Origin of the sequence: Streptomyces sp. NBC_01006 (assembly GCF_045162725.1) — a bacterium.
In the GTDB taxonomy this organism is placed as follows: Bacteria; Actinomycetota; Actinomycetes; order Streptomycetales; family Streptomycetaceae; genus Streptomyces.
This window is the reverse complement of sequence record NZ_CP108700.1, coordinates 8,356,916-8,370,889: the sequence shown is the minus strand read 5'-3', so window position 1 is coordinate 8,370,889 and position 13,974 is coordinate 8,356,916. Positions and strand designations below refer to the sequence as shown.

Here is a 13,974-nt window from a genome sequence, read left to right as displayed (position 1 = left end):
CCGCCCCGACAGTGGAGCGAGGCGGCGTCCAGAGCTGACTCAGCGGCGACTTGTTGGTGTCAGGTGTAGTAGGGCGAGTTCAGGTCGATGCTGGCGTCTTTGACGATGTCACCGTCGAACAGTCGTGTCGTTGCCGGGGCTCCGGCCCGGCGGGCTTCTTCGGCGAAGGGGCCCTGAGCGAAGGCCAGGGCGTTCTCGGCGCTGTCGAACTCGTAGAAACCACCGACGGTGTGGGTTCCGATACCGGACAGCCACGTCTTGCGGATCAGCCCCGGCGCGGTTTTCAGTGCCGCGTTGACCTGGTGCCAGTCGAACTGCTCGAACGGCACTGCCGCCTGGATCTCGGTGTAGAGAAACGTCTTGCCCATCAGGGACCTCCGGTGTCGGGGCCTGTCCAGCCCACGCTACTAGTACGTGCGTCCTAGTGAGGTGAGCATGGAGTAGGATGGCCGTACTAGTCAAGGGGGTGCGATGGCCGCAGACACGAAGTCCCGCATGATCAGCGCTGCGATCGGACTGCTGCAACGCCGCGGCCTGGCCGCGATGTCCTTCACCGACGTCCTGACCGAGAGCGGTGCCGCGCGCGGGGCGATCTATCACCACTTCCCGGGGGGCAAACACCAACTCGCGCTCGAAGCCGCTCGCCGCAACGCGGAGGACGTCCGCGGCCACCTGCACGCACTGCCGGCCCGCACGCCCCGCGAAGTCGTGGAGGCGTTCCTCGGCAACGTCCGCCCCGTGGTGCAGGCGTCCGCCGGGGGCGGCGGCTGCGCGATCGCGGCGGTCACCGTCGACGGCGGTGCGGCCATTGCCGACCAGAGCAGCCTGCGCACTGTCGCGGCCGAAGGGTTCACCGGCTGGGTCGGCGAGCTCACCGGAAAACTTACCCAGGCCGGAATGAGCTCATCCCAGGCCGCCGATCTGGCCACCCTCATGATCGTCACACTCGAAGGCGCCCACATCCTGTGTCGCGCTGCGGGCAGCATCGCGCCTTTCGACAGAGCCGCCGCGGCCCTCCTCTCCACCCTCGCGAGCCCGGGCTGACCTGGCGGCAGAGCACGACAACGTGGCACGCTGCAACGATCACGCTTCTGTCATGGCATGAACAGGGTCGTGCGGGTTGGGTGTTGTTGTGACGCGATATCGGGTACGAGCTGCCATTTCTCTACACACCCGATGTCGTCGGAAATGCCGCAGGGCGGCGGACGACCTTGCCCTGGTCCACCTTCGCTGACCCGGGCGCGCAGGTCTCGGGCAGGAACAGCCGACTCAGTGCTGACCGTCTCCTTCGTGTCAACTCATCGGCTTCGCCGTCGTCGTGCATCCTGCCGGCGACGTCGGCACGCGCTGCCACTTCGGACGCAGGGTGACGGGTGGGTTACGACCGGGTCACGGCTGTCACAACTGATGCCGTCGGACGCTTGCGAGGCGATCACGCCCTCCGCCCGGCGGCGCCTGCGGCGTCTTCGTCGAGCCAGCTCGGTCGCGCGGGCGGCTTCGGCAGATCGGGATCGGGATCGGTCCACTCGTTTCCCCAGGCGGCCAAGGCTGCGAGCACCGGCACCAAGGCGCATCCCTGTTCAGTGAGGAGGTACTCGAAGCGGGCGGGTTTGAGGCTGTACTGCGTGCGCCTGAGGACGCCGGAGGCAGTCAGCTCCGTCAGCCGTCGGGCGAGCGTGTTCTCGCTCATCCGCAACCGATCGCGGAATTCGTCGAACCGGCGGGCTCCGGCGAGGGCTTCACGCACCACCAGGAGCGCCCATCGTTCGCCGACCACGTCCAGTGCTCGGGCTGCGGGACAGTTATCGAGGGCGAGGGTAGAGCGCATGCCCTCAGCCTAGCGGCTTCCATGTTGGAAGTGAACTGCTAGCCTCCCGTTACTTCCATAGTGGAAGCCAATGGGGAAAGGTGCTTCCAGATGCAGAGACTTCGTCAGGCCGGTATCGAGGTGGCCCGTGGGGTGTTCCGTTTCGGAGACGGTCACGTCAACTGGTACGTCATCGAGCAGGAGGGCGCCCTGACCGTCGTGGACGGCGGCATGCCCAGCCACTGGCCCGCGCTGATGGACTGGCTGACGAAGCGGGGGCAAGGTCTGGACGCCGTTCGGGCCATCGTGCTCACCCACGGACACGCCGATCACCTGGGCATCATCCGCCGGCTCTCCGACGCCACCGGCCGGCCGGTACACATACACCCGGACGACGAGGCGCTGGCCAAAGGCGCCCGGCTCCACACCCCACCCCGCCGCATTCGGCGAAACCTGTGGAAGCCTCACGTCCTTGCACTCAACGTAAACTGGGCACGCGCGGGCCTGTTTACCGTCCCGCCGATCCTGCACGCCGAGTGCTACACCGATGGGCAGCGTCTCGACGTACCGGGATCGCCTCGGGCGATCCACACTCCCGGCCACAGCCCGGGCAGCAGCTGTCTGCTGCTCGCCGACCGAGACGTCCTGATCACGGGAGACGCCCTGGTGACCCTCGACGTCGTCACCGGCCGACGTGGCCTGGGAATCATGCCCGGCACCCTCAACGACGACCCCGAACAGGCATTGGACAGCCTGACCGCTCTGGCCGGAATCACAGCCACTACGCTGCTCCCCGGCCACGGCGAGCCCTACGCGGAAGGCGTGCCCACAGCTCTCGCGGCGGCCCGTCGACACGGCATCGACTGGAGGACGCCGGCCGCAGGCGCACACGGCCACACCCATTGACCGCAGCCCGTCCGATCGAACGCACTCGGCGGTGCCGCGGTCGCCGTCGGCGCTTCCGGTTGCGACTTGTCCCTGAAACCGGATTCAACCCTGGTGAGAGGCAGCACGGCAGGGCACGCGGTGAGTACGTCTGGTTCTGGGTGGGCTCTCTTTCTCCATGGTCGGTCACGACGGCGCCCTGCTGCTGCCCGGCGGACCAAGCTCCGGACCGTTCCCGGACCAACGACGGGCTGCGTACCACCGCCGATCGCGGCCGCGCGGCAGTCACGACGCGGCCGAGGGGGCGCTGCGGAGGTTCCTGGAGGGCGAGGCCGGCGGGTTCAACGCCGACCCGAACCAGAGCGTCGCCGACTACCTGACCGTCTGGCTCGCCGCCTAGGCCCTCGTGCTCAAGCCGACCACCATCGCCCGTTACCGGGACTACGTCCACAACGATCTCGTCCCGGCCTTCGGGACCCTGAAGCTGGATGAGCTCGGGCACCGGCACATCGCCGCGTTCGTCACCAGCGAGCTCGCCGCCGGCCGCGGCCAGACCACCCTCTACCGGTGCCTTGTCACACTCTCCAGCGCCCTCGGCGCCGCCTTCCGCCAACACCGCCTCGCCCACAACCCAGCCAGCGCCTCGGCTCTTCACCGTCCACCGTCGCGAGAGCGGCGGATCTGGACCGCGGACGAGGCCGTCCGCTTCCTCCGGCACTGCCATCAGGCAGACCCAGACATGGCCGACCTGTTCGAGTTCCTCATCGGCACCGGCATGCGCAAGGGAGAGGCCCTCGGTCTGCACTGGGACGACGTCCACCTGCCCGAACGGGTTCTCTACGTCCGCTGCACCCTCTCGGCGATCGACAACAACCACCTCGTCATCACCACACCTAAGACCCGCTCGAGCCTCGGCTGGGTCGCCATCTCACCCCACGTCGCCACCGCCCTCCAACACCGGGCCCAGTCAACAACCCACTCCCGCAGCGATCCAGGCGATCCGTTCGCCGGACTCGTGTTCTGCAGACCCGACGGCCGACCACTCCGCCCTCAGGGCGTACTCGACCGGCTCCGGAAACCGTCCGACGAAGCCGGCGTTCCCCGCATCACCGTCCACGACCTGCGACACCTCGCCGCCACCATCACCATCACCGCCGGCGTCCCGCTCACCGGAGCCGAGAAGACCGGCCGCCGGACGGACCGGCCGGCGTGGCTGCAACCACCACGCGACCACATCCAGCGCCTCCACGAAGCCCTCCACCGGCTCCGCTCCCCCGCCCCGCCCGCGTTCAGCACCATGGCGGACAAGCCCCGAACCGGGCGTGCGACCACACTGCGACCACGAGGACTCCGGGCATGGAAAAGGCCGCCCTCTCATGGATGAGAGAACGGCCTCCGACCTGCATGAAGCATGGTCGGGACGACAGGATTTGAACCTGCGACCCCTTGACCCCCACCGGCTCCAATAGGTCGCCACAGGTGGGCACTCGGCATGGCGAAACAGTGCAACAGCGTGCCGTCCGCGGCGCGGGACGGTCCAGGTGCGCGGCCGGTGAGCCGCGGCGCAGCCCCGCGTCAGGCCCCGGCCGCTCTCGCTCCCGCGATCACCTCGGGCCGCAGCAGGGCGGTGAGCCGCTCGGCCGGCAGCAGACCTCGCTCCAAGACGAGCTCGGCCACGCCCCGGCCGGTGGCAAGGGCCTCTTTGGCGATGTCGGTGGCGGCGGTGTATCCGATGTGCGGGTTCAGGGCGGTCACCAGGCCGATGGAGTTCTCAACGGTGGCCCGCAGCTTCTCGGTGTTGGCGGTGATGCCGGCCACGCAGCGCTCGGCGAGGGTGAGGCAGGCCGCGCGCAGGTGGATGACGGACTTCGACAGCGAGTGCAGGATGACCGGCTCGAAGGCGTTGAGCTGGAGCTGTCCGGCTTCGGCGGCCATGGTGATGGTGATGTCGTTGCCGATCACCTCGAAGGCGACCTGGTTGACGACCTCCGGGATCACCGGGTTGACCTTGCCGGGCATGATGCTCGAGCCCGCCTGCACCGGCGGCAGGTTGATCTCGCCGAGTCCGGCGCGCGGCCCGGAGGACAGCAGGCGCAGATCGTTGCAGGTCTTGGACAGCTTGACGGCGATGCGCTTGAGGACGCCGGACATCTGGACGAAGGCGCCGCAGTCCTGGGTGGCTTCGACCAGGTCGGCCGCGGTGACCAGGGGCAGCCCGGTGATGTCGGCGAGGTGGCGGCGGGCCGACTCGGCGTACCCGGCAGGGGCGTTGAGGCCGGTGCCGATGGCGGTGGCGCCGAGGTTGATCTCGTGGATGAGTCCGAGGGCCTCCGCGAGCCGGCTGCGGTCCTCGTCGAGCATGACGGCGAAGGCGGAGAACTCCTGCCCGAGGGTCATCGGCACGGCGTCCTGCAACTGGGTGCGGCCCATCTTCAGAACGTCGCGGAACTCGACGGCCTTGCGGGCGAACGTGTCCTGGAGGACGGCCATGGCTTCGAGCAGGCCGCGCACCGCCGAGGCGGTCGCGATCCGCACGGCGGTCGGGTAGACGTCGTTGGTGGACTGGCCGAGGTTGACGTCCTCGTTGGGGTGCAGGTGCCGGTACTCGCCCCTGGCGTGGCCCAGCAGCTCCAGCGCCCGGTTGGCGATGACCTCGTTGGCGTTCATGTTGGTCGAAGTGCCGGCGCCGCCCTGGATGACATCGACGACGAACTGGTCGTGGAGCTCGCCGCCGCGTATCTCCTGGCAGGCGGCGACGATCACGGCTGCCTTCGCGGGCTCCAGCAGGCCGAGTTCATCGTTGGCGAGGGCTGCGGCCTCCTTGACGGCGGCGAGGGCGTCGATCAGGTGTGGGTAGGCGGAGATGGGCGTCCCGGTGATGGGGAAGTTCTCGGTGGCGCGCAGGGTGTGGACGCCCCAGTAGGCGTCGGCGGGGACTTCGCGGTCTCCGAGCAGGTCGTGTTCGCTGCGGGTGGCGGCGGTCATGGGTGTGCGGCCCTCTTCCTGAGGTGGGTGGGTCAAGGTGGTGAAAGGGGATGGAGTCAGGCGGTGGCGGGGATGCCGGGCGGGTTCAGCGCCGCCACCGGCTGGATGCCGCCGACGGGCCGACCGCCGCCGGTCATCGGCTCGCCCTCGAACCCGGCGAGCAGCCGCGGCTCGACTCCCGCCCGGGCGAGGGCTGCGGCCGTCACCGGGATGCGCGCCCGGTCCGCCCCGTCGGCGATCTTCACTGCGACGGCCCGGCCGTCGGGCAGCGCGGCCACCTGGACGCCCTCGAAGCCGTCCTTGGCCAGCAGCCCGGGCACCGCGCGCATCAGCTGGGCCGTGTCTCGCCCTGTGCCGGAGGCCATCTCCGGGTGGACGCGCAGCGCGTCCGCCACCCGGCGCCCGGCGGTGTCCGGACCGGCCGTGGCGATGCGGGCGGCGGCGCGGGCCAGGCCGTGCAGGGACACTGCGAACAGCGGGGCTCCGCAGCCGTCGACGGTGACGTTCGCGATGTGCTGGCCGGTGAGTTCCTCGACGACCTCGGCGATCGCCCTCTGAAGCGGGTGGCCCGGGTCGAGGTAGCTCTCCAGGGGCCAGCCGGCCAGCTTGCACAGGTACAGCATCGCCGCGTGCTTGCCGGAGCAGTTCTGGGCGAGCCGGGAAGGCCCGCGGCCCTCGCGCACCCAGGCATCCCGGACCGCCGGGGCGTACGGCACGTCGGGGACGTTGCGCAGGTCGTCCTCGGTGAGGCCGGCCAGTTCGAGGATCAGCCGGGTACCTGCGAGGTGGTGTTCCTCGCCGGAGTGGCTGCCCATCGAGAGGGAGAGCAGGGCGCCGTCGAGCGGCAGCCCGGCCCGCACCATGGCGAGGGCCTGGACCGGCTTGAGGGCTGAGCGCGGGTAGCAGGCGGCCTCGATGTCTCCGATGCTCAACCGGACGTCGCCATTACCGCCGAGGACGACGACGGATCCGTAGTGGACTCCCTCGATCACGCCGCCCCGGGTGACGTGGGCGACGGGTGCGTGCTGGGGCTCGCGCATCGCGGGCGCGTCCGCGAGGAGACTGCTGCGCATCACTGCCTCGTTTGGTGGTGGGTTGCTGCTGACCGGGGTGGCCGGCGGCAGGCCCGGCCCGGGGGGACGGGCCGCGCCCGCCGCCCGGCTCAGCCCTCGCTCTTCGCGGCGGCGCGCGCCACGCGGCCGCGGACGGCGTACCAGCCGGCGACCAGCGCCGCGGCGATCAGTGGCACGCACAGCACGGTGGTGCGCGCCGCTCCTCCGTCGGCGTACATGAGGACCAGGACGGAGGCGAGGAAGGCCAGTGTCACGAGTTCGGTCCACGGGGACCCGGGCAGGCGGTAGGAGGGACGGGTCAGTTCGCCGTCACGGGTCTTCCGCCAGAAGAAGAGGTGGCAGACCATGATCATGCCCCAGGTGGCGAGGATGCCGATGGCCGCGAGGTTGAGCACGATCTCGAACGCATCCGCCGGAACCACGAAGTTGAGCCCGACGCCGAGGACGCACATGCCGCTGGTGAGCAGGATGCCGCCGTAGGGCACCTGGGTGCGGCTGAGCCGGGCGGTGAAGCGCGGGGCGGAGCCGTTGACGGCCATCGAGCGCAGGATGCGGCCCGTGGAGTAGAGGCCGGAGTTGAGCGAGGACATGGCGGCGGTGAGGACGACCAGGTTCATCACGCCGCCGGCCGCCGGCACACCGATGTGGGAGAGCACGGTCACGAACGGGCTCTGGCCGGCGCTGTAGCTGCTCCACGGCATCAGCATCGACAGCAGGACGACCGAGCCGACGTAGAAGAGGCCCACACGCCACATGATCGAGTTGATCGCCTTCGGCATGATCTCCTCGGGGTTCTCGGTCTCACCGGCCGTGACGCCGACCAGCTCGACAGAGGCGTAGGCGAAGACGACGCCCTGGATGATCAGCAGCATGGGCAGCAGGCCGTTGGGGAAGATCCCGCCGTTGCCGGTGATCAGAGCAGAGCCGGGGACGGCGCCGTCGACGGGATGCCGGGTGACCAGGAGGAAGATCCCGATCCCCATGAAGACCACCAGCGCGCCGACCTTGACGATGGCGAACCAGAACTCCAGTTCGCCGAAGATCCGCACCGAGATGAGGTTCACGGTGAGGACCACGGCCAGGGCTATGAGGGCGATCACCCACTGGGGGACATCGGAGAACAGGTGCCAGTAGTGGGTGTACGTGGCGACGGCCGTGATGTCGGCGATGCCGGTGGTCGCCCAGTTGAGGAAGTACATCCAGCCTGCGGTGTACGCGCCCTTCTCCCCGAGGAACTCCCGGGCGTACGACACGAAGGCGCCGGAGGACGGCCGGTACAGGACGAGCTCGCCGAGCGCGCGCACGACGAGGAACGCGAACACGCCGCAGACGGCGTAGGCGACGAACAGGGAGGGCCCGGCCTCGGCGAGGCGTCCGCCCGCGCCGAGGAACAGCCCGGTGCCGATCGCACCCCCGATGGCGATCATGTTGACGTGCCGGGGTTTCAAGGACTTGCTGTAGCCGGTGTCCCCGGCGTCGACATGACGGGCCGTGGGGCGCTTCTCGTCTTTGAGGAACTGCTCGCTCACGCCTCGGGTCTGCCTTCCGTGGAAGTGTCCGTGCGCTGGGGGCGCACGATGTCGGTGAGGGTCGTCTCGACCCGCAGCAGGTGGTGGGACATGGCCTCCACCGCGTCGTGCTCGGAACCGTCGACCAGCGCTTCGAGGATGGCCCGGTGCTCGCAGTTGGACTGCTCGCGCCGGCCGCCGAGTTCGTTGAGGAAGGTCGACTGACGCGCCAGCGCGTCGCGGATCTCCTCGATGACGCGGCGGAAGACGGGGTTGCGGGATGCCTCGGCCACCGCCAGGTGGAAGACGGTGTCCATCGCCACCCACGCGGTGGTGTCGGTCTCCTGCTCCATCCGGTCGAGCAGGTGGCCCAGATGGTCCAGGTCCTCCGGGGTGCGGCGCAGCGCGGCGTACCCGGCGACCGGAATCTCGACGTGCCGGCGCACCTCGAGCAGGTCGCTTGCGGCGTAGTCGCCGAAGGTGGGGTCCTCGACCGTGTTCGCCAGGACGAACGTGCCCTTGCCGCTCCTGGAGACGGTCAGGCCCATGGCCTGGAGAGCTCGGAGCGCCTCCCGCAACACGGGCCGGCTGACCTCGAGGGTCCGGCACAACTCGGCTTCGGAGGGGAGCTTGTCGCCCACGGCGTACTGACCGCGCTCGATGGCGCTGCGCAGGTGGCCGAAGACCGCTTCCATCGCGCTTACGCGCCGCGGTACGCCACCTGTCTGGCTGTCTGACAGGTTCACCCTGCGATCTTGCGGGCTGCGCCAGGAGGGTGTCAAGACACCTGTGTCGGGAAAGTCGGGCCTGGCGGGCTTCGTACCGGGCGCACCTTCCGGCCGGCCACCCGAGCGGGCTCGGCGCTCGCGGCGGAACTCGCAGCCGCCACCAAGGCGTGCACGACCGGCGCATCGACACCCATCTCCGGGTGCCACTGGACGCCCACGGCGAAGCGGTGCCGGGAGCTCTCGATCGCCTCGACGGTGCCGTCCGCCGCACGGGCGGCCACGATGAACCCGGCGCCCAGGCGATCCACCGCCTGATGATGATGCGTGGCGACCTCGCGGGTCCCCGGTAGGAGGGCGCCGATCCGGGTCCCGGGCACGGTGGTGACGGCGTGGGCGCAGAAGTGGCCCCGGTAGGGGTTGTGGCCGTCGTGGCCTACGCTGTCGGGCAGGTGCTGGATGAGGGTGCCGCCCGCGTGCACGTTCATCAGCTGCATTCCCCGGCATACTCCGAGCACGGGTATGTCGCGGGCGAGGCAGGCGACCAGCACAGCGTGTTCCCACCGGTCGCGCTCGCGGACCGGCGGCCCCGTGCGCGGGTGGGGCAGCGCACCGTACAGGGCGGGATCCAGGTCCTCACCGCCCGTCAGGACGACCGCGTCCAGACGCTCGACCACATCGGCCGCGGCCTCCGGCGCGTCCGGCGGCAGCAGAACGGCGCGGCCGCCCGCCGCCCGGAGACAGCCGACGTAGGCCGCGGGCAGCACCGCGGCGGGCAGGTCCCACTCGCCCCACTGGGCGTCGGCCAGGTAGGTGGTGAGTCCGATGAGTGGTGGCTGGGGCATACCACTTCCTTTCAGGGCATGCGAGGTGATCGTCGACGGCCGGATCCACACCCGCCCCGGCAGACGTCCCCGGCCGCGGCGGGCTGCGGCAGAAGACGGACGGGGCACTGGCGGAGGGGCACCGCGACGGCAAGGGGAGCGGCGGTCACGCCCCGGCAACGCGGGCTTGCGTTTTTCTTGCCGCGAGCAGAATCCTGCTGGCGTTCATCCGCAATCACAAGAAAACACATCTTCGCGACAGATAAGTGAGCCTTAACTCCGTGCACGGACTCGACCCCCGCCTGCTCGCCACCCTCGAAGCCGTCGTGCGGCACGGCTCCTTCAACGCCGCCGCACGCGAGCTCGGCTACAGCGCGCCCGCGGTCTCCCAGCAGATCGCCGAACTCGAACGCCGCGCGGGCCTGAGAGTGCTGGAGCGCCGGCCCGTACGCGCCACACCGGCCGGCGAAGTCCTTCTCGACGCCGAGCAGGGCGTCCGCAACGCGTTGGCGACGGCATCGGTGGAACTCGACGCCATGCGCGCGGGTACGGCCGGACGGATCCGCCTCGGCGCCTTCGCCTCGGCCGCCACCAGCATCGTTCCGCAAGCGCTGGCCCAACTCCACGCGGCCTACCCCCACGTGCAGGTCAGCCTCAGCCAACTGGAACCCGAGGCCTGCTACAACCGGCTCAAGCGGGGGGACATGGACCTGGCCCTCAGCTACGACTACGACTTCATCCCCGTCCCGCCACCCCGGATGCTGCGCCGGACGCTGGTCGCACGGGATCCGGTGGTGGCCGTGGTCCCGGCACACCACCGCCTGGCCGACAGGGAGGTCATCGACCTGGCCAGCCTCGCGTCCGAGACCTGGATCGCGGCTCCGGAGGCGGCACTGCGCCTGGAACTGCTTTCCCAGATGGCCAAGACGCCTGGCTTCCAGGCCCGCCTGCAATACGAGGGGGACGACTTCAACACCGTGCTCGGCTTCGTGGCCGCAGGCCTGTGCGTGGCCGTCATGCCGCAACTCGCCCTGCCCCGCGCCAACACCCAGGTCGTGGCCCGCCCCCTGGCCGAGCCGCAGTTGACGCGCTTCATCTACGCCGTCCGCATCGACACCCGGCACGCCCCGCGCGCCGTCCTGGACCTGGAGCAGATGCTCGCCGCGCAAGCGCTGGCCGCGCTCGCATGAGGCTGCGGCGGGCGTCTACCGGAGGCGAACGGAGCGTGAACCCACGTGAAATGCGCCAAGTTGACGGCGGCCGCACGCGCGTAGACCGGGTGGTGACGCCAGGCCTCCCGGCTTGTCCGACTACCGGACGCGGTGGCTGAAAGTTAAACTATTGCGTGGCGGGCGCCCTACGTTTGCGGCGGTTGACGTTCCAGCGAGAGGAAACCCCTCATGACCGCCGCCGACAGTGCGCCGCGAACGGCCCGCGTCCTCACCGGCTACCGCCCCGAGGACGGCTTCATGGCCGTGGAGCTGGACCCGCCTCCGGGCGAGTACGTATGGCACGACGAGCACGCCGAGCAGCAGGAGCAGCGCTACGGCCCGGGTGCGGGCTACCGCCAGTGGCTGGCAGTGGACGCACGCGACGGCGCCGTATGGTTCGGCGACATCGACTGGCGGGCCCCCTCCGAAGACCTCGGCAGCCAGCTCCCCGGCCTCCCCCGCAGGGCACTCGGCGACGGGGCGGTCCCGGCCTCCGGAAGCATGGTGCAGCTGCTCGGCCACCTGACCCATGACGAACAGCGCGGCTGCTCCTGGCGCTTCTTCACCGCTGAGGAACTGCACGCGCTCGCCCTGCGCATACTCCCCGCCGTGCAGCGGCTCGTGGACTCCATCCACCGCATCGGACCGGACGACGAACTGGAGTGGTCGGCCGAGGCCGCCACCGCCTGGGACGACATCGAGCAGGCCGCGACACACACCTTCGACCCCTCCGGCGATCTCCGCTGGCCCAGGCTGCGCACGACACCGATCCCTGCCTGGCGTGTCGAGGTCGGCGCGTTCCTCGCCATGAACCCCGGTCTGTGCGATCCCTCCTGGGGCCTGGCCACGGACGCGGAACTCGATGCCTACGCCGACTACAGTCCCGAGAGCGGCTATGGCGGTGTACCGGGGCGGATGTGCCGCGCCGCAGACCGGCAGATCGAGGACGGTTTCACTTTCTACGGCCACCGTGCCGCCCTGTACGCCTACCGCGCGCAGGCGTGCGGCGACCGTGTTCCGACAGACGCCCGCGTCTGGCTGGAGACGACAGAGGCGGGTCGGGGCACCTGGGAGGCGGCCAAGCCCCCCGGGGCCACCCTCGCCGACGTCCCCGACTGCGTGCTGGCGGCCTTGGCCGAAGGGTTCCAGAACTCCGCGCACGAGGAGGGTCTGGTCCTGACGGGCCTGGACGCCCATCTGCGCCGGTTGCGCGCCGAGGAACGCTCCGCCGTCGACCAGCAGCTCGTCCGCGAAGCCGAGGAAGTCGAACGCCTCGAGAACATGCTCAAGGACTTCCGCGCGGCACGGAACCGCACCATGACACGGATCCTGGCCTGGTCCGATGGGCGCAGCGACGGGGAAATCGCCCGCCTGGTGTCCATGCCCGACGACTACGTCAGCGACTGGAGGGCCCGCCTGACCGACGAACAGACGACGGCCACACCCGCAACCTGAAGCATGTGTGGCGAAGACAGGGCACCCGCTCCGCAGCCTCACCGCCCGGGCAGCCCGTTGAGCGCCACGGCCGTCCGTAGACCGAGGCGACGGCCCGAGGCCTTGAGCTGGTGCCGCCGGCCCGCTGCGAGTACCGCTGCGCGGGGTAGGCGGAGCCGGACCTGGCCGCTGTACCGGCGAGACGACCCGAGACGGTGCTCGTCGACGGCCTCGGGACCAAACGCACCTGGCCTGCTGCGCCCCGAGCTCCGGACTCCGGCCGCTGCGATCCGAAGCCGCCATCCTCAGCCGGTGCCTACGACCGGACATCGTGAACCCTTGTGCAGGGCAGCGACGCGGGTGCAGTGGGCGCACGCTCCCCGGCACCCAGCCCGGCGGTTCCAAGCCGCTCATCGAGCGCTAACAAGGGAAAGGCACTGGTCGCGGCGGCCTCGGGAGCGCGGTGGTCGCCTGTGGTCGCACCCTGGAAGCGTCCGAGTCGGCAACCGCCGAGGCGGAGCCGAGTTCGTGCCCGGCCTCGCGCTGGGCGGCCGACAGAAACGGCATCACGGCCAGGGACAGAGCGGCGAGCACGATGCCGGGGATGGACCGCTCGGCCTCTCCGGTGCCAGAGAGCGGCAGGACGGCGTCGACGGCGACGAACGTGGCGAGCGCGAAGAACGAGAAGGCGATGATCCGTAGGAGGGTCTTCTCCCGTGCCTCGCGGACAGCGTGGTCGCGGCCGGAGAACTGCCAGGCGACCGCGGCGGCCGAGGAGACCTCGATGACCGAGTCCAGGCCGAATCCCATCAGCGCAGTGGAGGGGGCGATAGCCCCAGCGGTGATGGCGACGATCGCCTCGACAACGTTGTAGGTGATGGTGGCCGCGACCAGCAGCCGTATCCGCTTCGCGAGGGCGGCACGGCGGGCCGGGGCCGGGCCGATGTATATCTCCGCAGCCATCTCAACAGCAACCCTTCTCCTCGGCGTCCACTCACGCACGGTCGGCCTCGACGGCGACCACGGCGGTGCGCAAGTCGTCCAGGGCGTGGCCGAACCGCGCCAGCACCTCGATGTCGGAGGCGATTGTCAGCACCTACGGGACGGTCCGCTTCGAGATCCCGATTCCCGTCGTGCCCGCCGCCGGCCGATTCGGCAGCTAGCCACTTCTCCTGTGGGGCCGCCCGAGTACGTCGTCACCCATGCGCGGCACGTGCGCGTACGGCGTGCTGCTGACCACGCTGGCGCTGCTCGTATCGCCCCCCAAGATCCGGACCATTCGCGGGCCAGGAGGCGGCAACTTGGCCCAGCGTCCACCATTTTGGCTGGTCAGCCGTGGTGCGGCGTCTGTACCGCCAGCAGACGAAGAACATGCTGGTCAGCTACTCCCCGAAGAGGCTCGGCTTCTTCTAGGCCCGCGAGAAGCGGCGCCTGAGGCGAGGCGCGGTGGTACCCCATGTGGCTCTTGGCGCTGTCGACGCGAGTATCGGCTACGCGGCGCTGGCGACGGCAGGCGGCGGCG

13 protein-coding genes and 2 pseudogenes are annotated in these 13,974 nt (G+C 70.1%); 6 read left to right on the top strand and 9 right to left on the bottom strand.

The annotated features are described in order from the left end of the window. Positions 1–59 precede the first annotated feature (59 nt). Positions 60–368: a hypothetical protein gene (locus OG509_RS38160; protein WP_266661825.1), complete on the bottom strand. Its 309-nt coding sequence runs from the start codon at positions 366–368 to the stop codon at positions 60–62. Between the two features lie 103 nt (positions 369–471). Between OG509_RS38160 and OG509_RS38155 the strand changes: the two genes are divergently transcribed. Next, positions 472–1,044, top strand: a complete 573-nt coding sequence (locus OG509_RS38155) for a TetR/AcrR family transcriptional regulator (RefSeq protein ID WP_406187151.1) — start codon at positions 472–474, stop codon at positions 1,042–1,044. Between the two features lie 388 nt (positions 1,045–1,432). On the opposite strand, the gene OG509_RS38150 is transcribed toward OG509_RS38155, so the two are convergent. Continuing rightward, the gene (locus OG509_RS38150) at positions 1,433–1,828 is read right to left on the bottom strand and encodes a winged helix-turn-helix transcriptional regulator (protein ID WP_406187150.1); all 396 of its coding nucleotides are present in this window, start codon (positions 1,826–1,828) and stop codon (positions 1,433–1,435) included. A gap of 60 nt (positions 1,829–1,888) precedes the next feature. Between OG509_RS38150 and OG509_RS38145 the strand changes: the two genes are divergently transcribed. From OG509_RS38145 to xerC, 3 genes are all read left to right on the top strand, one after another. Continuing rightward, complete coding sequence (locus OG509_RS38145) at positions 1,889–2,713, top strand: MBL fold metallo-hydrolase (RefSeq protein WP_406187149.1); 825 nt, start codon at positions 1,889–1,891, stop codon at positions 2,711–2,713. Positions 2,714–2,870: 157 nt separating this feature from the next. After that, positions 2,871–3,092, top strand: a complete 222-nt coding sequence (locus tag OG509_RS38140; RefSeq protein ID WP_406187147.1) for a hypothetical protein — start codon at positions 2,871–2,873, stop codon at positions 3,090–3,092. A 6-nt stretch (positions 3,093–3,098) separates the two neighbouring features. After that, positions 3,099–4,076 (top strand): tyrosine recombinase XerC, encoded by a 978-nt coding sequence (gene xerC / locus OG509_RS38135; RefSeq protein WP_406187146.1) that lies wholly within the window; start codon positions 3,099–3,101, stop codon positions 4,074–4,076. Between the two features lie 191 nt (positions 4,077–4,267). Here xerC and aspA read toward each other — a convergent pair whose 3' ends face one another. From aspA to OG509_RS38110, 5 genes are all read right to left on the bottom strand, one after another. Beyond that, positions 4,268–5,677 carry an aspartate ammonia-lyase gene (aspA, locus tag OG509_RS38130; protein WP_406187145.1) on the bottom strand — a complete coding sequence of 470 codons (1,410 nt, stop codon included), beginning with the start codon at positions 5,675–5,677 and terminating at the stop codon, positions 4,268–4,270. 56 nt (positions 5,678–5,733) lie between these two features. Continuing rightward, positions 5,734–6,750 (bottom strand): asparaginase, encoded by a 1,017-nt coding sequence (locus OG509_RS38125; RefSeq protein WP_406187144.1) that lies wholly within the window; start codon positions 6,748–6,750, stop codon positions 5,734–5,736. Positions 6,751–6,839: 89 nt separating this feature from the next. After that, the gene (locus OG509_RS38120; protein ID WP_229343528.1) at positions 6,840–8,279 is read right to left on the bottom strand and encodes an amino acid permease; all 1,440 of its coding nucleotides are present in this window, start codon (positions 8,277–8,279) and stop codon (positions 6,840–6,842) included. Beyond that, positions 8,276–9,004, bottom strand: a complete 729-nt coding sequence (locus OG509_RS38115; RefSeq protein ID WP_361752038.1) for a FadR/GntR family transcriptional regulator — start codon at positions 9,002–9,004, stop codon at positions 8,276–8,278. The genes OG509_RS38120 and OG509_RS38115 overlap by 4 nt, the downstream gene beginning before the upstream one ends. A 32-nt stretch (positions 9,005–9,036) precedes the next feature. Next, positions 9,037–9,828 carry a gamma-glutamyl-gamma-aminobutyrate hydrolase family protein gene (locus OG509_RS38110; RefSeq protein ID WP_406187142.1) on the bottom strand — a complete coding sequence of 264 codons (792 nt, stop codon included), beginning with the start codon at positions 9,826–9,828 and terminating at the stop codon, positions 9,037–9,039. 260 nt (positions 9,829–10,088) lie between these two features. Between OG509_RS38110 and OG509_RS38105 the strand changes: the two genes are divergently transcribed. Further along, complete coding sequence (locus tag OG509_RS38105) at positions 10,089–10,997, top strand: LysR family transcriptional regulator (protein WP_053788610.1); 909 nt, start codon at positions 10,089–10,091, stop codon at positions 10,995–10,997. A gap of 210 nt (positions 10,998–11,207) precedes the next feature. Further along, on the top strand, positions 11,208–12,473 hold the full coding sequence (locus OG509_RS38100; protein WP_406187141.1) for a hypothetical protein: 1,266 nt from the start codon (positions 11,208–11,210) through the stop codon (positions 12,471–12,473). A gap of 474 nt (positions 12,474–12,947) precedes the next feature. Here OG509_RS38100 and OG509_RS38095 read toward each other — a convergent pair. Together OG509_RS38095 and OG509_RS38090 are read right to left on the bottom strand one after the other, a co-directional pair. Beyond that, a pseudogene (locus tag OG509_RS38095) lies at positions 12,948–13,415 on the bottom strand (cation transporter); the annotation flags it as partial. A gap of 31 nt (positions 13,416–13,446) precedes the next feature. Continuing rightward, positions 13,447–13,512: pseudogene (locus OG509_RS38090) on the bottom strand (transcriptional regulator); the annotation flags it as partial. Positions 13,513–13,974: the final 462 nt, after the last annotated feature.

Coding starts and splice junctions, on each gene's coding strand:
- OG509_RS38160 (WP_266661825.1), bottom strand. CDS start 368: ATGGGCAAGACGTTTCTCTACACCGAGATCCAGGCGGCAGTGCCGTTC.
- OG509_RS38155 (WP_406187151.1), top strand. CDS start 472: ATGGCCGCAGACACGAAGTCCCGCATGATCAGCGCTGCGATCGGACTG.
- OG509_RS38150 (WP_406187150.1), bottom strand. CDS start 1,828: ATGCGCTCTACCCTCGCCCTCGATAACTGTCCCGCAGCCCGAGCACTG.
- OG509_RS38140 (WP_406187147.1), top strand. CDS start 2,871: ATGGTCGGTCACGACGGCGCCCTGCTGCTGCCCGGCGGACCAAGCTCC.
- aspA (WP_406187145.1), bottom strand. CDS start 5,677: ATGACCGCCGCCACCCGCAGCGAACACGACCTGCTCGGAGACCGCGAA.
- OG509_RS38125 (WP_406187144.1), bottom strand. CDS start 6,750: ATGCGCAGCAGTCTCCTCGCGGACGCGCCCGCGATGCGCGAGCCCCAG.
- OG509_RS38110 (WP_406187142.1), bottom strand. CDS start 9,828: ATGCCCCAGCCACCACTCATCGGACTCACCACCTACCTGGCCGACGCC.
- OG509_RS38100 (WP_406187141.1), top strand. CDS start 11,208: ATGACCGCCGCCGACAGTGCGCCGCGAACGGCCCGCGTCCTCACCGGC.